This is a genomic window from Shewanella sp. SW24 (genome assembly GCF_025653395.1).
Lineage (GTDB): Bacteria > Pseudomonadota > Gammaproteobacteria > Enterobacterales > Shewanellaceae > Shewanella > Shewanella oncorhynchi.
Map to the genome: position 1 here is coordinate 25,870 of NZ_JAKKSH010000023.1, position 18,410 is coordinate 44,279.

Here is an 18,410-nt window from a genome sequence, read left to right on the forward strand (position 1 = left end):
CGTTTAGGAGATAAATCATGCGGATAGCCATTGCCATTGACAGTTTAGCGGGTGGCGGAGCCGAAAAGGTCATGATTACCTTAGCCAAGCAATTTATTCGCTTAGGGCATGAGCCGCATTTTTTAGTCATGGAAGATAATCGCTATTATGAAATCCCAGATGACTTACCCATTCATCAATGTTTTGTCCCTAAGGATAAAGATTTCGACCATTTTGGGCGATTGAATGCTTCGGTTAACAAACTCAGCGCAAAAATCGCGGAAATTGAATCTCAAGTGGGCAAGTTTGATTTGTTTTTATCAAATTTAGATAAAACCAATTCAATGATGACCAAAACTGGTGTTTCACCGCTTTATGTCATAGTCCATTCTTCTGTAGAAGAAGAGTTGAGCCGCCAATTTAAACTGGGACCGTTTGCTTATTTCAAGAAGCTAAAATCCAAAAAAGCGCTCAATGGCCAGCATTTGATTACTGTCTCAAATGGCATAGCAAAGGAGATTAAAGATAAAGGTCGTTTGCATCCAGCATCTATGCAAACTATCTATAATCCATTTGAATTTAACGAAATCACATCTCAATCACAGCAAGATAATCCGCAAATCCCTCAGGGAGATTATCTTATTCATGTCGGTCGCTTTGCTAAGCAAAAGCGCCATGATGTGTTGTTTGAAGCCCTCAAACTCACGCAAAATCAACTTCCTGTCGTGCTCTTGTGTCATAACCACAAAAAAGCGATAAAAGCAGCGAAAAAGTTTGGTATTGAAAAGCGATTAATTATTCCCGGTTTTCAAAGTAATCCTTTTCCATGGATTAAGCAGGCTAAGGCATTAGTGCTCAGCTCTGATTTTGAAGGTTTACCGACAGTCTTGATTGAATCTTTAGCTTGTGGGACTCCTGTTGTGAGCACTGATTGCCCACATGGACCCAGTGAGATTTTAACGGGTAATTTAGTGCCTTATCTCGTGCCGCGTCGTGATCCCAAAGCGTTAGCTAAAATGATAGACGAGGTTGTTCGCTTGCCGCCATCCCTCGAGCAGGTTGAGATTTTGGCCAAAGTCGATGCGACCTTAATTGCCGAACAATATTTAGCGTTGGCAAAATAATTTATTCGTTTGTGTTTTAGGAGCATGCTTGTGGAAGAAGCCAAACAAGCCAAAAGACGTTATTTATTTTACATAGCGCAAAACTATTCCTATGCGATGTTAAGGCCACTTCAACAAGTCATTTTGGAAAGAGGTGATGAGATTAGCTGGTTCTTAGAGGGAAATGAGGTCGATCCTAAGTTTTTAAAAACCGATGAACTGCGCTTGCAGAGCATCGATGCTGTGAAAGCGTGGAAACCAGATGCGGTATTCGTCCCAGGGAACGTTGTCCCTCGTTTTATTCCTGGGGTTAAAGTGGGCGTATTCCATGGATTTAATGCGGGGAAAATGAATCATAAGGGCCGAGAAGATCACTTCGAAATCAGAGATTGTTTTGATTTGTATTGTACCCAAGGCCCTGCGACGACTCTGCCCTTTCTGAAACTAGAGAAAAAGTTTGGTACTTTTACTGTAGTTGAAACGGGATGGCCTGCGCTCGACCCCCTATTTCTTGAGAATAAAGATAATCCCTATATCAAAGCTGATGACCCAAGGCCAGTAGTACTCTTTTGCTCAACATTTTCCCCAAGTTTGACCTGCGCACCTGTGGTATTTGAGCAGATTAAAGCCCTGTCGCAAAAGAGCCAATGGCGCTGGTTAGTGCAATTTCATCCAAAGATGAACCCTAAAATTGTTGAGCAGTACAAGGCTTTAGAAAACGAGAATTTACAGTTTGTTGAAACTGATAATGTGATCCCTTTGCTGCAGGCGGGGGATGTGATGTTGTGTGACACTTCATCGATTCTGTTGATGTTTTTAATGCAGCGAAAACCAGTGGTGACCTTTAAAAATCAGTCACCGAAAGATCATTTAATCGATATCAGTCGGGTTGAGGATATTGAATCTGCATTAACGCGAGCACTGAGTCGTCCTGATGATTTGATGGTGCACATCCATGATTATTGCAATCAAATTCACCCTACGGGCGATGGTCAATCTAGCCAGCGAGTTTTAGCCGCAACAGATGCTTTGATTGATAAAGGCACTGATTGGCTAAAACCTAAACCATTGAACTTGTTGCGCCATTTTAAGATGCGGCGCAAGCTAGGTTATTGGAAGTTCTTGAGCTAAACACTTGGATTCAGTGTTTTCTAACGTTGATATTTTTGAGCTCAAATTCCGATGTTCATCATAAGTACAGAATATTTTCTGTTATTATATGATATTCTAAATGTGGGGGGTATTTTTATAGTATTTGATTGTCTAGTCTGTCGTTGAAACAAAAGTATATTAGGATGTTAAATAAAAATGGCAGTAACAAAAATGCAACCTATAATATCTATTATTATTCCTGTCTATAAGGTTGAGAGGTTTTTGGCAAGGTGTTTGGATAGTGTGTTAGCTCAAACATATAGTGATTTTGAGATTATTTGTGTCAATGATGGTTCGCCAGATAATTGTGGCGTTATTTTAGCTGAGTATGAAAAAAATGATAATAGGATAAAAGTAATAAACCAAGTTAATCAAGGCTTGTCTGTTGCACGTAATACTGGTTTGGATTTTGCTAGAGGTAATTATATATGTTTTGTCGATTCTGATGATGCCATACAGCCGCAAACATTAGAAATAGCTCTCTTTTGGGCTGAAAAAAAACAAGCTGATTTAGTCGTATGGCAAAGTGTTTACTCTGATGGTTTTGAGAAGCCAGATAAATTATTTGATATTGAAAAAATAGATGTGATTATAGTGAATGAGCCATTATATCATAAGAATAAGCGGCCTAATAAAATAGGTTCTGTTGTATGGAATAAACTTTATAAGAAAGAGCTGGTTGAAGATGAGCGTTTTATTCCTGGAGTGCATTATGAAGATATTTCATACAGCTTTTCTATTATGGAAAAACGTCCAAAAACGGTAGTCATTCCAGCTGAATTATATTTGTATACAAAGTTTGAAGAGTCAATAACACAGCAGAGGCCCACTTTAAAACTTATTAAAGACTATCATATAGCAATAAATTCAATCTATAACTCTTATAAAAAAAATATGATTAGCAAAGAATTAAAGCATATAAGACACAATTTACTGCGGCCTCTTTTAAGTAATCAATTTAAAAAGTGTATGCAAGCAGATCAAGACCAGAGAGTTGTTATGTTACAAGCTTTTGCTGAAGAGTTAAGAGATCTAGATGCTAAAGGTTTATTAACATGGCGTGGGCATCGTATTTATCTGTACATAGCGTATAAAAAGCTAATGAAAACAGTTTAGCTACAATAAAATCAATCTTAATAGCTGTCGTATAGTAGTTCACGGCACTCATGCAGTTTCTACAAGTAGTATTGAGTTTGTATCGTGATCTAAGTATTGCAATATAAGGCTCTGCTACCCGATTGTGGTAACGCTTTACACTGCAAAGTTTTTGGCAAAATGTAGTACTATTAGGATCAGTTATTTAGTTAGCTTCAAGTCTACATTGGTATTGGTTTTTCTAGTCTCATGACTTTAATAACGTGATTTTTAGGCTGAAATGTATAAGTAATGCCCCCCTAAAATTCACAATACCACTACACACAACTACGATTCCTTTAATACCAAAGTTTTTCGCGATTCATAGTCCTATACAAACGTTAAGTTCGTGGCTTTTTGTTCTCTTTTTATATGCATTTCAGGTTCGTTAGGAAGTAATCGTTTGGTTTAATCCTTACCCAATTTAATATACTGTAGAGCAATACTTTGACTATCTACGGCTTTAAGAATAGCAAGGTCTTCAAGCGATGGAGGCGATGCCAGACATTCCAGAGCCTTTTGTGCCAACAATGCAGGTTGGCGAACGGGAACCAAATATTTAGCTAAATGTCCGGTAAGGATTTCATTCGGGCCGTGAGGGCAGTCAGTGCTTACGACGGGGGTGCCACAGGCCAATGACTCAATGACTACCGTTGGCAAGCCTTCAAAATCTGAGCTCAGTAGCATTAATTCTGCGTTGGCAATCCAAGCATAGGGATTATGTTGAAAACCGGGTGTGATAATTCGGTGCTCAACACCGTATTTTTTGGCTAATTTACGCGCTTTATTTGGTCGATTACAGAGAAGCACGAGTTTAGGTGCTGTCGGCATATCCCTCAATGCTTTGAAGAGAATGTCATGGCGCTTTTGACGAGTGACTCTACCCACATGGATCATATAAGGCTCATTGGGAATTTCGGCGATAACTTCTTGAGTCTTAATTTTTATTTCTTCTAAGCGAAAAGGGTTGTAGATGGTTTGCACGCTCTGGGGTTTTAACCAAGAAGTGGCTCTGAGTTCGTCGGCAATACCATTTGAGACTGTGATGATTTTTTTGCCGATCAGGGCCTTGGCTTTTTTCCATCTGCGCCAGAAGTGTACTGGACCGCGTTTTAACTCCATCAATAACTCTTGTTTTAACGCACAATGACAGAAGTAGTAGCAAGGATCGAAATGACAGCCGGAAACAACAACATCGCAGTCAGTTGAATTACTGAGAAAGAGTGAAAACTTACCCGTTTTTTCGGCGGCGCTCACTTTAGCTTTGAGTTGTTGTATCTGCTCCTGTAGCGAAGGTTTTTGACCCGCTTCAAACAGATAATGAATGGTCACATTTTGCGGAGGTATAAAATCGCCTTCCCTGTGAAACACAAACAAATGCACATCTTGTCCTGCTTCCTGTAACACTTCTGCCTGCGACAAGGCGACTTTCACTGTGCCGTTGGAGAAAAAGTTATGGCAAAAAATCGCGATTTTCTTCATATATGCTCTTCTGCGTGTCTTCAAACGTCGTTTTTAAACCTAACACTGCTCAGTGTATATCGTTAAATAGGGGATCAACATTGTATGTGGTCGGTTTTAATTTCGTGCAACATTATACCTGTTCGTGCCTTTACATGGGCTTAATCAATAGCGTTCTTGCTTATTTTTAAGTTTTTTATCGGTATTTAAAGTCGTTTTTGCTGCGATTATTCACTCGCTTGGCTAAAACGAGTAGACTGGCGAGCAATGATTTTTGGCATCCATGTGAGTTGAGTCAGCAAAGTGCATACAAGAGCAATTTACCCAGGAACTTTCGATCCTATCACCAATGGTCATGCCGACTTGATTGAGCGTGCGGCTAAACTGTTTAAACATGTGGTGATTGGCATTGCGGCTAACCCTTCCAAGCAGCCTAGATTTACCCTTGAAGAGCGAGTTGAATTGGTCAATCGGGTAACTGCTCATTTGGATAATGTCGAGGTGGTGGGGTTTTCTGGGTTGCTAGTGGATTTTGCCAAGGAGCAAAAGGCCAGTGTACTTGTGCGTGGGTTACGCGCGGTATCCGACTTTGAATATGAATTCCAATTAGCAAATATGAATCGCAGATTGAGCCCTGATCTGGAAAGCGTGTTTTTAACGCCTGCCGAGGAAAACTCATTTATCTCTTCAACCTTAGTAAAGGAAGTCGCTTTGCATGGTGGCGATGTGAGCCAGTTTGTTCACCCTGAAGTAACGGCTGCATTGGCGGCAAAGCTTAAGTTGGTTAAACCTTAGATTTTACCTGCGAACTAGATAGTTTTTACGTAGGAGTTTTGTGTTAACTTTGAGGCATTTTTGCCTTGTGATGATACTTAAAAGGATGTTATGAAGGCTTTTTTTTCCCCCACGATCCTTGCTACTAGCATTGCCTCTGGCATATTTTTTTCTTCAATGCTTGCTGCTGCACCTTGGGTCGATGCCTCTGATATATATCTTAGAGCTGACATTCAAGCACTTGCTGATGCGGGTGTGATCACTGTGCCAGTGAATACTTATCCATTGATGTGGTCAGGCATTGGTGGTGATTTAGCGAAAATTGAGCCAGAGCTGCTTTCTCCCTCTTTAGTACAAGCCTTTGCACGGGTTAATTTTTATTATCAAAATGCTGTCGATAATCGTGGTAATGCACGGATAAAAGTATCGGCAGCATCTGATCCTGCTCGCTTTCAACATTATGGTTCTGACTATCGCGAGAAAGGTGAAGTGCTGGGCTCCTACGAGTATTTAGGATCGCGTGTTGCTTATAAGGCGACTGTGGCAGAAACCTATGATCCGCAAGATAATAAAAACTTCCGCCTTGATGAGTCTTATTTTGCCATCATTTTTGGCAATTGGATCGCAACCTTAGGCGCGGTTGAGCAGTGGTGGGGACCGGGGTTTGACTCGGCTCTACATCGTTCTAATAATGCCCGCCCTATGTCATCGTTAACCTTGAGCCGTAACAATGCCGCGGCTTTTGAAACACCTTGGTTATCTTGGATTGGCCCTTGGACCTTTAAAACCGGATTTAGCTTAACGGAAGTTGATCGTGCTGTGCCTAAAACGGCTGAGTGGGATATGCGCTTAAGTGCAAGACCGATTAAGCAGCTAGAAGTGGGTCTGTCGTGGTCGACATTGTTTTGCGGAGAGGGCCAAGATTGTAACTTCAATTCTTGGTGGGATTCGGTTGCCAGTAATTCAGTTTGCCTCGATGGTACAAGTAATTGCACGCCAGATGAGCGCCGCGATGCAGGCCATAGAACCCAAAGTATCGATATGCGCTATACCAGCTCTTTGCAGGATATTCCTGTGGGATTATATCTCGAACATAGTTGTGAGAATGGTAGTGACTGCGGCTCACTTTGGGGGATTGATACCCATTTTGGCACATCGGGTAAGCAGTTTAAGCTGTTTATGGAATATTCAGATACCTATGTAAAATGCGATGGCGATAGTGCCAATTGTTTCTATGAAGATCCTGTCTATCTAAGTGGTTCTCGTTATTATGGCCGTGCTTTAGGCTCAACCTATGATAGCGATGCTCAAACGTTTGTGGTGGGATTAGTCGGCCAGTTTAGTAACAGCCGAGGTTTTACCTCTTTATTGCGTTATGCGAAGTTGAATAAAGATGGCACTAATGTGGCGAGCACTTGGGCGCCACAACCACCGAAGGAAGATTTGTTGATGCTTGAGCTTTCTTACCGTATGCCTGTATGGAAAGGCATGTGGAGCTTAGGTGGAACGGTATCGAGATCGGAATTTGATGTTCAAGAAAATGATACTAATGCCACGCTCTTCAGTAGTTTTGAGTATCGCTTCTAACATTCATGACTAAAGCAAAGGCCTGCATTCTTGCAGGCCTTTTTGTTTGGCTTTTGGGCGCTAACTTATTTGTTATAGAACTGGCGATACCAGTCCACAAATTGTGCGACCCCAGTATTAATATCCATCAATGGCTTATAGCCAACGGCATCAAATAGGTCACTTGTGTCGGCCCATGTCGAATGCACATCGCCCGGCTGCATCGGTAGCAGGTTCTTGTTCGCTTTAATGCCTAAGGCATCTTCTAGCGCTGTAATAAAGTCGAGTAACTGCACTGGGCTACCATTGCCAATATTAAAGACGCGATATGGTGCGCTGCTGGTGGCCGGCGTGCCAGCTTCTACTGTCCAGTCCGTATTTGGGCGAGGTGGTTTGGCTTGTACCCGAATGATTCCCTCAACAATATCATCAATATAGGTAAAGTCTCGACTGAGGTCGCCATGGTTATACACATCGATCACTTCACCTGCTAGTATGGCTTTGGTGAATTTAAATAAAGCCATATCGGGACGGCCCCAAGGGCCGTAGACGGTAAAAAAGCGCAGACCTGTCGTCGGTAATTGATATAAATGTGAGTAAGTGTGCGACATCAACTCATTGGCTTTCTTCGTGGCGGCATAGAGTGAAATGGGATGATCTATGCTGTCTTCAGTGGAGAAGGGCATTTTCTGATTTAACCCATATACAGACGAAGATGAGGCATACACGAGATGCTCAATTTTATGGTGGCGACATCCTTCTAAAATAGTGAGATGGCCAATTAAATTACTGTCGGCATAGGCTAACGGATTGTCGAGCGAGTAACGTACTCCAGCTTGAGCCGCAAGGTGGATAACACGTTGAAATGCATGCCGCGCAAAAAGCGCAGCAATACCTTCTCTGTCTGCGAGATCGAGTTTAATAAAATGGAAATTATCTAAAGTTTGTAAAAGGTCTAAACGTGCCAATTTGAGATTGACGTCGTAATAGTCATTGAGGTTATCAATGCCGATAACTTCATGGCCAAGCAAGCAAAGGCGTTCACTGACTTTGGCGCCGATAAAACCCGCAGCGCCTGTGACTAAGTATTTCATTTATGACCTTTATTTAAAGTGTATTAATCATGGTGAAATAGATCTCGGGTATAGACTTTATCCGCAACATCATTGAGTTCATCAACCATACGGTTGGAGACGATCACATCACATAGTGACTTAAATTCAGTTAAGTCTCTCATCACGCGAGATTTGAAAAAATAATCTTCTTTAAGTACAGGCTCAAACACGACGACTTCAATGCCTTTCGCTTTAATGCGCTTCATCACGCCTTGCACTGCTGAGGCGCGGAAATTGTCTGAATCGGCTTTCATGATCAAACGATAAATTCCTACACATTTTGGCTGCTTACGGATAATAGCGTCGGCGATAAAGTCTTTACGTGTGGTGTTTGAGTCGACAATGGCACTGATTAAATTGTTTGGGACATCATTGTAGTTAGCCAGTAATTGCTTAGTGTCTTTCGGAAGACAGTACCCGCCATAGCCAAAAGAAGGATTGTTGTAATAATCACCAATACGCGGATCGAGGCTAACCCCCTCAATAATCTGGCGAGTATTTAATCCTCGACTCTCTGCATAGGTATCGAGCTCGTTAAAGTAGGCGACCCGCATGGCGAGAAATGTATTAGCAAATAACTTAATCGCTTCAGCTTCGGTGCTATCGGTCAGCAAAATAGGAATATCTTGCTTGATTGCCGCCTTGGCTAAAAGGTCTGCAAAGACTTGGGCACGCGCCGAGCGTTCACCGACGACGATCCGTGAGGGATGAAGGTTGTCATACAAGGCTTTACCTTCGCGTAAAAACTCTGGAGAAAAGAGTATGTTGTCGCTCTTAAACTTGTGCCTTAATGCTGCGGTATAGCCGACGGGGACAGTCGATTTGATGATAATCGTCGTATCAGGATTAACAGCGAGTACATCACGAATGACGCTTTCAACCGAATGGGTATTAAAATAATTAGTCTGAGGATCGTAGTCTGTTGGAGTCGCAATAATCACAAAGTCAGCCGATTGAAAGGCCACATTTTCCATTGTTGCAGTTAAATTCAACGGTTTGTTTTGCAGATAGTCTTCGATTAATTCATCGACCACAGTGGATTTACGCTCGTTAACTTGCTTGACACGTTCAGGAACTAAATCAATTGCAGTGACTTGGTTTTGCTGCGCCAATAAGACGGCATTTGATAGGCCCACATAGCCCATCCCCACAACAACAATATTCATAGATTATTTTAAGGTTATGCGTTTTGCTTAATAAACTAACACTTATTTTATCGATAAATATGTCCATACTATGAAATCCACAGTTCCAAATTAAGTGCTGTTTCTTTATTGTTTGGCCAGTTTATAATTCTGAATTAGTGTTTTTTTTGCCAATCATCCCTATTTTTCCAGATTTTAATTTTGCAATAATTATGTGCTACCGTATTTTTTGTCATAAAGTTGTGGAGCGTTGAATTGATCTCTATTGTGATCCCCGCTAAAGATGAGGTGGGCAATATTGGCCCCCTGATGGAAGAGATATGCCAAGCCCTCCAAGGTTTGACTGAGTTTGAAATCCTTGTCGTAGATGATGGCAGCCAAGACGATACCTTTGGTGAAGTGATGCGTACCGCAGCTGAACAGCAATGTGATGCGAAAGCGATTCGCCATGAGCGTAGCACAGGGCAGAGTACCGCCATTTCGACTGGCGTTTTACATGCGCGCGGCAAATATATTGTGACCTTAGATGCCGATGGTCAAAATGATCCCGCCGATATTCCGGCCATGTTTGCCCAGTTGCCTCAGATCCAAGCCGAGCACTTCTGTATTGCGGGCTACCGTAAAAATCGTAAAGATACGGCCTGGAAGCGATTCCAGTCTCGCTTTGCGAATAAAGTTCGCGATGCGCTTCTGCACGATGGCGTGCCTGATACGGGCTGCGGCCTTAAGTTAATTCCCCGTGAAACCTTCCTTCGCTTGCCCTATTTCGACCATATGCACAGGTATATTCCTGCTTTAGTGCGGCGTATGGACGGTGAGATTTTTATTTCGGTGGTGAATCATAGGGATCGTCAAGTGGGTATCTCTAAGTACACGGCTTGGAATCGTGTCTGGGTTGGTATCGTCGATATTATGGGCGTGATCTGGCTTGGGCGCAGAGCCAAAGTCGCCAAGATTGCACGCAGTGAATCGAGCTGGCGCGACTAAGATGAAGCGACTCTATAAGGCGATATTTATCGTATGTATTTTGCTGGTATTGATGCTTGCCGCCCAACAGGGATTATTCGAGCACGTTACTGATAGCAACTGGGTCGCGCATTTTATTGCTGATAAAGGCAGGTTTGCATTTTTAGTGTTGTTAGCTATTGGAGCCTTGTTTACCGCTGTGGGTGGTCCAAGACAAGTCATCGCGTTTGTTTTTGGTTTTGCTTTGGGTGGCATCTATGGTGGGCTGTTTTCGACTCTAGCTGCCTTACTGGGCTGTGTATCGGCCTTTTATGTGGCGAGATTAACTATCCGCAGCAGTTTACAGCGCCGCTTTGGCCGTAGGTTGCAAAAGTTTGAAGCTCTTATCAGCGACAAAACCTGGTTGAAAGTGCTGATGATACGCTTACTGCCCGTCGGCAGTAATTTACTCACCAATCTATTTGCTGGTGCAACTCATGTTCCTGCGCGTGGCTTTATGCTGGGCAGCGTATTAGGCTATTTGCCGCAGATGTTGATTTTTAGCTTTGCGGGCGCGGGTATAGGTTTATCGGATCATCATCAGCTAGGGATCAGTATCGGATTATTTATCCTATCAAGCGTGATTGGCGCGTATTTGTACCGTTCTAGCCTGCGTAAACAGGTTGATGAATTGGAAACCGAAGCATAAGGATTCAGGATGGAAGCTCTTAGTCGCCGTTTCAATCGTCAGGATTACTACCAAGTACTCTGGCCTTTGCTCTTGATAAGCTTGCTGGTTTTGCTGGTAGGAGTGGGTTTTAGATCCCCTTGGCCTGCAGATGAGCCGCGGTTTGTGGAAGTCGCACGGGAAATGGTGTCTTCGGGGCAATGGTTATTTCCTACCCGTGGCGGCGAGTACTACCCTGATAAACCGCCGGTATTCATGTGGGCTATCGCGCTATTTTACCAGCTGACGGGTTCCCTTAAGCTCGCTTTCCTCCTCCCTAACGCCTTGTGCGGCCTGCTGACTGTGTTCCTGGTTTACGATCTTGGCGCCAGATTGTGGAATGTACGTGTTGGCCGCAATGCCGCCCTGTTACTGTTAATTGTGCCGCAGTTTTTAATGCAGGCTAAAAATGCCCAGATCGATGCCATGGTGATGTGTTGGATCACTGTGGGATGCTACGGCTTGATCCGCCACTTTATGCTCGGTCCCCATTGGCGTTGGTATTTTGTTGGCTGGGCATTTATGGGGCTAGGGGTGATTACTAAGGGCGTCGGCTTTTTGCCTTTATTAATGCTGATCCCTATTGGTATTTATGCAGTTAAAGACAAAAGCCGTTTTCAAGGTCGTTTAACTTGGTTATGTCTTGCTGGGCCTTTGGCTATGCTTGCCGTGATTGCCTGCTGGTTGGTGCCCATGGTGCTGACAGTGCAAACCCATGGCACGCCCGAACTTGTTGCTTATCAAAACAACATCTTGTTTAAGCAAACCGGTGAGCGTTATGTCAACGCTTGGCATCATATTAAGCCTTGGTATTTCTTTGTCTTAAGTGTCATTCCTTGGATGTGGTTCCCTATTTCGCTGCTGGTGGTTGCTTACTGGAAACAATGGGTGCAGAAGGTGAAGGCCGATCCTACTATTGCAATGTTGTTGATATGGGTGGCACTGGTTGTGTTGTTTTTCAGCATCAGTCCGGGTAAGCGTAATGTGTATATTCTGCCGGCTTTGCCTATGTTGGCGCTGGCGGCCTCAGCGGTGTTAACGGGTGTTGCGCCTAAAGTGTGGTTTGAAAAACTCGTCAGCGGATTACTGTGGTTTTTAGGTGGAGTGGTCTTGCTGGCGGGTGTGCTTGCGCTTATTCACCATCCCGCATTAGTCAAAGCCCTTGCCGACTATACCGATGATTTAACGGGTATTGGCTACCTATTTATCCTGCTTGGTCTGCTCTGGTTCCTGCTGCTTTGGCTCGCCCGTAAACAGTTTGCTCTCGTTAAGATGGGGATTGTCTCTGCCTTAGGCTGGGTGCTGATCAGTACTTGGGGGTATTCTATGCTCGATGAAATGCGCACTCCTAGAAGCTTGATGCTGCATACGGCGGAGGTGATTGGCGAAGACGCTGAGCTAGGCCTAGTGAACTTTAAAGAGCAGTTTATTTTGTTCTCTCCCATGAGTGTGACGCACTTTAGTTATCTTGCTTCGGTTGAGGAACAAGAGCGTAATGCATGGCAATGGATGCAGGAAAATAAACAACGTTATTTATTAGTGCCGAGCGGGGCTGAGCTGAGTTGTTTCGATATTAAAGGCGGCAAGAGCATGGGAATGGCCCATCGTGATGAGTGGATTTTGTTATCTGCCACTGAGCTAAAGCCGCAGTGCGAAAAGCCTAAACGCGAATATCGTTACTTTACCGATCATCCTGGGCGCTGGTTAAAAGAGTAACCAATATAATGAATAAAATGCCTGCAATTGCAGGCATTTTTACGGCTATTAGCGAGTGATAGTTAGCGTGTCTGGCAAATGCCACAGAATACTGTGGTGCGCTGGCCTAAACGGATCTCACTCAGTAGGTTACCGCAGCTGGTGCAGGTTTCACCGCCGCGACCGTAGACATGCAGTTTTTGGGCGAAGTAGCCCGGCTTGCCATCGGCATTGGTAAAGTCTTTGAGCGTAGTGCCGCCTTGCTTAATGGCGTGGGCTAAGATTTGCTTCACTTCGGCAACTAAAACGGTCAAACGCTCTATATCTATTTTACCTGCTTCGGCCTCTGGATGAATGCCCGCCGCAAACAGGGCTTCATTGGCGTAAATGTTGCCCACTCCCACTACGATATGATTATCCATCAGACAGAGTTTGATCGCTTTTTTCTTGCCCGTTAAAGCTGCTGCTAATTGTTTGACATTAAAAGCATTAGTCAGTGGCTCTGGCCCCAGTTTGGCAAGTAATGGATGCGCTTCTTCTGGGAGTTCACACCATAGCCAAGCACCGAATCGTCTTGGATCGTTAAAACGTAAAATGCGGCCGTTGGCGAGCACTAAGTCGATATGGTCATGCTTTTCCACTGGGGTATCGTGGGGCAAAATCCGTAAACTCCCCGACATGCCTAAATGCACTATGCTAGTGCCCGCATCAGTGTCGATTAACAGATACTTAGCACGGCGTCGCACTTGGCGTATAACTTGACCGATAATCTGTTTGGCGATGTCAGGCACAGGCCAGCGCAAAGAGCCATTGCGGATCACAAGATCTATTACGGTTTGCTCGACAAGGTAGGGGGCAATACCCTGACGGGTGACTTCAACTTCTGGTAATTCCGGCATGGATTCTTTCTTATCTTAAGTAAAATTGGGTGACATTAAGTTGCGGGTTTCGCATCGAGGATCGGTTGCAGTTTAGCTCTTAAACTCGGTGGTACTAAATACCAATTACCTGCGGGAGACTTTAAGGCGCCTTCATTGGGAAAATAGATCCACAGTTGAGCATCGCGGATATCTGCAATCTGGATGACTAATTCTTGTGGATTATCTGTGGTTTCTGGCGCGGCGGTTAAGGGGGATACCCGTATGGTTTGCCACGCCTTTGCCCATTCATCACAGTTGAGGACTTTAGTGTCGCACTCCCATTGTGATGCTTGCTTGTGCAGCCATAACCCGTCGAGTTGCAGCTGTGAAAGCGGTGCATTATCGTCAAACAGTCGCTGAGCATCACTCGGAACATTATTGGTATTGTTATCCATAAAAGTCAGCACGGCGACCATAAAGGCGCAGGCGACTATGATGATGTTATTCCATTGCTTACGAGTTAATGCCATAGAAATGTGTAACGCTAAGTATGGGGTGATGCTTCGAGTTTATCACGGCCAAATTGAGATGCTAGCCCTTAAGCGATGGAGTGGTGATGCTTAACCGCCAGTGGCGTTCATAAAGCGTAGGATTTGTACCTCATTATTGCCAAAGTCGTGTTGCTTAGGCTTGAGATTAATTCCCGCGAGAATAGCGACTTTTAATCTTTCAATATCAGCCGGAAATTCCCGGACTATGCTTTTGAGATCAACGGCATGTTCATTGCCTAAACACAGCAATAATTGGCCTTCGACTGTGACGCGCACGCGATTACATTCGTGGCAGAAGTTGTGGCTGTGGGGCGAGATAAAGCCGATATGGATTGGGCTGTCAGCCATAGTGTAATAACGTGCTGGGCCGCCGGTACGTTTGTTGGAAAGCTGTAGCGGATAGTGACTATTGATGATGGCTTTTACTTCATCGCTGCTGCAATGACGGGCGCGTTTCCGCTCATCCATTTCGCCAAGTGGCATTTCTTCGATAAAGGCGATGTCTAAGTTACGGCCACGGCAGAAATCAACTAAATCAATAACTTCATTATCGTTCTGCTGTTTTAAAATCACCGCATTAATCTTGATACGTTCAAATCCCGCCGCAATAGCCGCATCAATACCATCTATGACTCTGTCTAATTTGCCGTTACGCGTTAGCTGAGTAAACAGTGTGGGGTTTAAGGTATCTAGGCTGATATTGAGGCGCTTTAATCCTGCATCAAACATGGGTTTAGCGAATTTTGTCAGCCTTGAACCATTAGTGGTCATGGATAAATCCGTCAGCCCAGGCAGTTTGCCAAGCAGACCCACTAGCTGGTCGCAATCGGTGCGAACTAAGGGCTCACCGCCGGTCAGGCGAATTTTAGTCACACCAAGCTCGGTAAAGGCTTGGGCAATCCAAGCTAATTCTTCGAGGTGGAGTACGTGGTCCTTTGGCAGAAAACAAGGATCTTCCGTCATGCAATAAACACAGCGAAAGTCGCAGCGGTCGGTGACCGAGAGCCGTAAATATTCGACCTTACGGCCAAAGGAATCCACAATTAGACTCATAAAAACTCACTGGATCTTAAAGCAGATCCGCAAAGGGTTGAATAAACACAGTTTCACCTGCATTCACGGCTTCTGCATCATCCCCTATGATGATGAGGCAATTCCCTTTAACCATTGAACTTAACATCCCAGAACCTTGGTTGCCCGTGCTACTCACGTGTAGGCGTCCATCTTTACCAAGCTGATAAATCCCGCGAATAAATTCGGTGCGGCCTTGACGGCTTCGTAGAGTTTCATCACTTATTGCAGGGAATAGCTGCGCTTGCCAATTCACTTCACCTGCTAATTTTCGTAAAGCTGGCTGCACAAATTGCAGGAAAGACACCATGACGGCCACAGGGTTGCCAGGCAGTCCGAAGAATAAGCTATCACCGATTTTACCAAAGGCGAGTGGCCGACCCGGACGCATGCTAATCCGCCAGAAATCAATTTTTCCGAGGCGTGCAAGCACGGTTTTGATGTAGTCCGCATCGCCGACAGATACACCACCCGAGCTAATGACGACATCGGCAAGGTCGGCGGCTTTAGCGAGAGTTGCTTCAAGGGCGGCTTCGGAATCTTCGATAATGCCTAAATCGATAACGTCACAACCGAGACGTTTTGCCATCGCTTTGATGGTAAAGCGGTTTGAGTCATAAATGCAGTTAGCTTTGAGTACTTCGCCAGGCTGGCTCACTTCATCGCCGGTGGAGAATACTGCAACAGTTGGGCGGCGATATACACTCACGTGATTGAGCCCGAGTGAGGCCAGTAAACCTTGTTCGGCGGCGCTTAGGCGAGTGGCTTTTGCGAGTGCGACTTGGCCTTGAGCAATATCTTCTCCAGCGAGGCGAACGTGTTGGCCAGAAAGAATGCGGCCTTCAAAGCTAACAATGCCATCGACTTCCTTGGCAAGCTCTCGGGGCTGCACAGTATCGGCACCTGCAGGCACTGTTGCGCCCGTCATGATACGCACGGTTTCGCCGACTTTAAGCGTGGCCGAATATTGATGACCGGCAAGAACCTCTCCCACCAATTTTAAGGTGGTAGGCATTGGGTCTTGATAGACAAAGGCGTAGCCATCCATCGCCGAATTAGTTTGTTGTGGCACGTCGACGGGAGAAATGCTGTCGCTGGCCAGTACGCGGTTATCTAAGGCATCTAACTCAATGTCTTCAATCTCTGCCACAGGTGATACATGGGATAAAATCTGCGCTAAACCTTGGCTGACGCTGAGGTTTTTGTTGTCGCCTATGGCGCAGGCATCCACGGCCGAAATGGGGTATTGGAGTGGCGCTTCCCAGTTTTGGGCGTACTCCATCACAAAATCGGCAATCTGGCTGATATTGTTGAGATCGAGTCGGCGCAGCTCACTCGGGAGTGCGTCGTTTGGCAACTGAGTATCATCGCAACAGGCGATGGCGAGGATATTCTCATCTTGGGTGTAGATAAAAGGTTTGCCGTGGGCGGCGCGGTGCAATTCAATTTTAGGTAATGCGAGCTTTTTAAAGCCTTCGACGAGGACGATATCGACTTTGTCGGCTTCGATTTGCTTGAGTAAATGGACTAACTCAGGATCGCCATCGCGCGCGTCTTCTGTCATCAGCGCCCAGCGTACATGGGAGGCGACCAGCATTTGTCGTGCGCCCGCTTTACGCATTTCGTAACTGTCTTTGCCGGGAATATCTACGTCGAAATTATGGTGGGCATGTTTGATTACGGCTAAGCGTAGGCCACGTTGATTTAATTCGGGGATCAATTGCTTGAGTAAGGTGGTTTTCCCCGTGCCACTGTAGGCACAAAATCCGAGAACGGGAATGGCGAGCGGATTGACGAAGGGGTTACTCATTTGCACCTCTAATTTGGGTTATTGGAGCCTTTTTAGCTATTGGGTGATTTTTATCGCTAGTCGTTGTTTTTGTTCTGGCGTATTTACATTCACAAAAGCATTGGGCTGGTCGGCGAATGACGCTACGACGAAGTGATGTTTGATATACCAAAAGTCCACTTTACGCTCACCCGCCTCAAGAAACGCTTTCATCGAGTCACGTAAGCTAGGTTTTAAGAGTAAAACAACGGGTTGTTCATACTCACCGTCACTGGCGACAGCAATCTCGGCTTTTTCTGCTTCAATTGCTGCCAACATACGCGGAACAAGGTCGAGTGGCAGGAGTGGACAGTCGCAGGGTACTACCAATAAGTAGTCTGCATCTGTTTGGCCCATAGCGGTGATCATACCCGCTAAAGGTCCGAGGAAACCACTATGCTCGTCACTTATCACCTTAAAACCGAACTCAGCATAACGTGTTTGGTTACGATTTGCGTTGATCAGGATCTCCTTAACCTGAGGTTTTATTCTATCTATTGTGTGCTTAATCATGGCTTCGCCGTTTAATTCGACGAGACCTTTATCGTCGCCACCCATGCGACGGGCCATACCACCGGCGAGAATAACGGCATCAATTTGCGATGACATACAAAGGCTCCTGTGCTGGCAAAGATTCTGGCTGTTGATAAGAGGTCATCACGCGCTCACCTTCTATGTGCCACTGTTGTTCGCAGATGGCGGTTAGCGCGCAATTCTGATGGCTACTCAGTAACATTCCTGTGCCTTCGTGTTTGAGTTGTTGGATCATTTTTAATACTAGCTCTTGGGAATCCTTGTCCATATTGGAGGTGGGTTCATCGAGCATTAATAGTTTAGGTTGTAGGATCCAAGCGCGCGCAATCGCGAGGCGCTGTCTTTCGCCGCCAGAGAGATTACTGGCCCTTGCCTGCAGCAGCGACCCTAGCTGCGCCATCTCAATTGCTTGAGTAATCCGCTGTTTCGCCTTGGCTTTTGTTTCTGAGCTGAAATTCAGCCCATAGGTGAGATTATATTCCACTGTGCCGTCGAACAAATAAGGATGTTGGTGCAGATAAACGGCCTTACCTAACAATGGATTGCGTCGCCACCAAGCATTTTGGGCAAAACCGACAGCCTCAATATGGCCTTTGGTTGGTGGCATTAAGCCCGCCAGAATTTTCATCAAGGTTGATTTGCCTGTGCCATTGTCGCCTTGCAGATAAATCACATCTCCTTGGCAGAACGATAATACGTCGGCTTTGAATAGCAGGCGCGCGCCAAAGGACATTTCTACGTCACGGGCGATCAGTTTGACCTTAGTCATT

Annotated in this window: 17 protein-coding genes; 8 read left to right on the top strand and 9 right to left on the bottom strand. The window is 44.9% G+C overall.

What is annotated here, in order from left to right; translation table 11 throughout:
• Positions 1-17 precede the first annotated feature (17 nt).
• The 3 genes from L5M17_RS16935 to L5M17_RS16945 all read left to right on the top strand — a co-directional run bounded on the left by L5M17_RS16935 (position 18) and on the right by L5M17_RS16945 (position 3,350).
• The gene (locus tag L5M17_RS16935; protein WP_263148623.1) at positions 18-1,103 is read left to right on the top strand and encodes a glycosyltransferase; all 1,086 of its coding nucleotides are present in this window, start codon (positions 18-20) and stop codon (positions 1,101-1,103) included.
• Between the two features lie 24 nt (positions 1,104-1,127).
• Complete coding sequence (locus L5M17_RS16940; RefSeq protein WP_411568944.1) at positions 1,128-2,213, top strand: CDP-glycerol glycerophosphotransferase family protein; 1,086 nt, start codon at positions 1,128-1,130, stop codon at positions 2,211-2,213.
• 177 nt (positions 2,214-2,390) lie between these two features.
• Positions 2,391-3,350: a glycosyltransferase family 2 protein gene (locus L5M17_RS16945; RefSeq protein ID WP_263148625.1), complete on the top strand. Its 960-nt coding sequence runs from the start codon at positions 2,391-2,393 to the stop codon at positions 3,348-3,350.
• 426 nt (positions 3,351-3,776) lie between these two features.
• Here the strand turns inward: L5M17_RS16945 and L5M17_RS16950 are convergent, their stop codons facing one another.
• On the bottom strand, positions 3,777-4,850 hold the full coding sequence (locus L5M17_RS16950) for a glycosyltransferase (RefSeq protein ID WP_263148626.1): 1,074 nt from the start codon (positions 4,848-4,850) through the stop codon (positions 3,777-3,779).
• A gap of 282 nt (positions 4,851-5,132) precedes the next feature.
• On the opposite strand from L5M17_RS16950, the gene coaD reads away from it, so the two are divergent.
• Positions 5,133-5,624 (top strand): pantetheine-phosphate adenylyltransferase, encoded by a 492-nt coding sequence (gene coaD / locus L5M17_RS16955; protein ID WP_105250747.1) that lies wholly within the window; start codon positions 5,133-5,135, stop codon positions 5,622-5,624.
• Between the two features lie 90 nt (positions 5,625-5,714).
• On the top strand, positions 5,715-7,190 hold the full coding sequence (locus tag L5M17_RS16960) for a capsule assembly Wzi family protein (RefSeq protein WP_011787481.1): 1,476 nt from the start codon (positions 5,715-5,717) through the stop codon (positions 7,188-7,190).
• A gap of 65 nt (positions 7,191-7,255) precedes the next feature.
• Here the strand turns inward: L5M17_RS16960 and L5M17_RS16965 are convergent, their stop codons facing one another.
• Positions 7,256-8,263, bottom strand: a complete 1,008-nt coding sequence (locus L5M17_RS16965) for an NAD-dependent epimerase (protein WP_011787482.1) — start codon at positions 8,261-8,263, stop codon at positions 7,256-7,258.
• Positions 8,264-8,286: 23 nt separating this feature from the next.
• Positions 8,287-9,450: a nucleotide sugar dehydrogenase gene (locus tag L5M17_RS16970; protein ID WP_011787483.1), complete on the bottom strand. Its 1,164-nt coding sequence runs from the start codon at positions 9,448-9,450 to the stop codon at positions 8,287-8,289.
• 234 nt (positions 9,451-9,684) lie between these two features.
• Here L5M17_RS16970 and L5M17_RS16975 point away from each other — a divergent pair, with 234 nt between their 5' ends.
• The 3 genes from L5M17_RS16975 to L5M17_RS16985 are packed head-to-tail and all read left to right on the top strand — an operon-like array spanning position 9,685 to position 12,817.
• Positions 9,685-10,416 (top strand): glycosyltransferase family 2 protein, encoded by a 732-nt coding sequence (locus tag L5M17_RS16975; RefSeq protein WP_011787484.1) that lies wholly within the window; start codon positions 9,685-9,687, stop codon positions 10,414-10,416.
• 1 nt (position 10,417) lies between these two features.
• Positions 10,418-11,083: a TVP38/TMEM64 family protein gene (locus tag L5M17_RS16980; RefSeq protein ID WP_011787485.1), complete on the top strand. Its 666-nt coding sequence runs from the start codon at positions 10,418-10,420 to the stop codon at positions 11,081-11,083.
• Between the two features lie 9 nt (positions 11,084-11,092).
• On the top strand, positions 11,093-12,817 hold the full coding sequence (locus tag L5M17_RS16985) for an ArnT family glycosyltransferase (RefSeq protein ID WP_011787486.1): 1,725 nt from the start codon (positions 11,093-11,095) through the stop codon (positions 12,815-12,817).
• Between the two features lie 62 nt (positions 12,818-12,879).
• Here L5M17_RS16985 and mutM read toward each other — a convergent pair whose 3' ends face one another.
• The 6 genes from mutM to L5M17_RS17015 all read right to left on the bottom strand — a co-directional run bounded on the left by mutM (position 12,880) and on the right by L5M17_RS17015 (position 18,409).
• A complete protein-coding gene (mutM, locus tag L5M17_RS16990) occupies positions 12,880-13,695 on the bottom strand; it encodes a bifunctional DNA-formamidopyrimidine glycosylase/DNA-(apurinic or apyrimidinic site) lyase (RefSeq protein ID WP_011787487.1) in 816 nt (271 codons plus the stop codon).
• 35 nt (positions 13,696-13,730) lie between these two features.
• On the bottom strand, positions 13,731-14,186 hold the full coding sequence (locus tag L5M17_RS16995; RefSeq protein ID WP_011787488.1) for a hypothetical protein: 456 nt from the start codon (positions 14,184-14,186) through the stop codon (positions 13,731-13,733).
• 90 nt (positions 14,187-14,276) lie between these two features.
• A complete protein-coding gene (gene moaA, locus L5M17_RS17000; protein WP_011787489.1) occupies positions 14,277-15,260 on the bottom strand; it encodes a GTP 3',8-cyclase MoaA in 984 nt (327 codons plus the stop codon).
• Positions 15,261-15,276: 16 nt separating this feature from the next.
• Complete coding sequence (locus tag L5M17_RS17005; protein WP_011787490.1) at positions 15,277-17,088, bottom strand: bifunctional molybdopterin-guanine dinucleotide biosynthesis adaptor protein MobB/molybdopterin molybdotransferase MoeA; 1,812 nt, start codon at positions 17,086-17,088, stop codon at positions 15,277-15,279.
• A gap of 36 nt (positions 17,089-17,124) precedes the next feature.
• Positions 17,125-17,715: a molybdenum cofactor guanylyltransferase MobA gene (mobA, locus tag L5M17_RS17010; protein ID WP_011787491.1), complete on the bottom strand. Its 591-nt coding sequence runs from the start codon at positions 17,713-17,715 to the stop codon at positions 17,125-17,127.
• Positions 17,699-18,409 (bottom strand): ATP-binding cassette domain-containing protein, encoded by a 711-nt coding sequence (locus tag L5M17_RS17015; protein ID WP_011787492.1) that lies wholly within the window; start codon positions 18,407-18,409, stop codon positions 17,699-17,701. The genes mobA and L5M17_RS17015 overlap by 17 nt, the downstream gene beginning before the upstream one ends.
• Position 18,410: the final 1 nt, after the last annotated feature.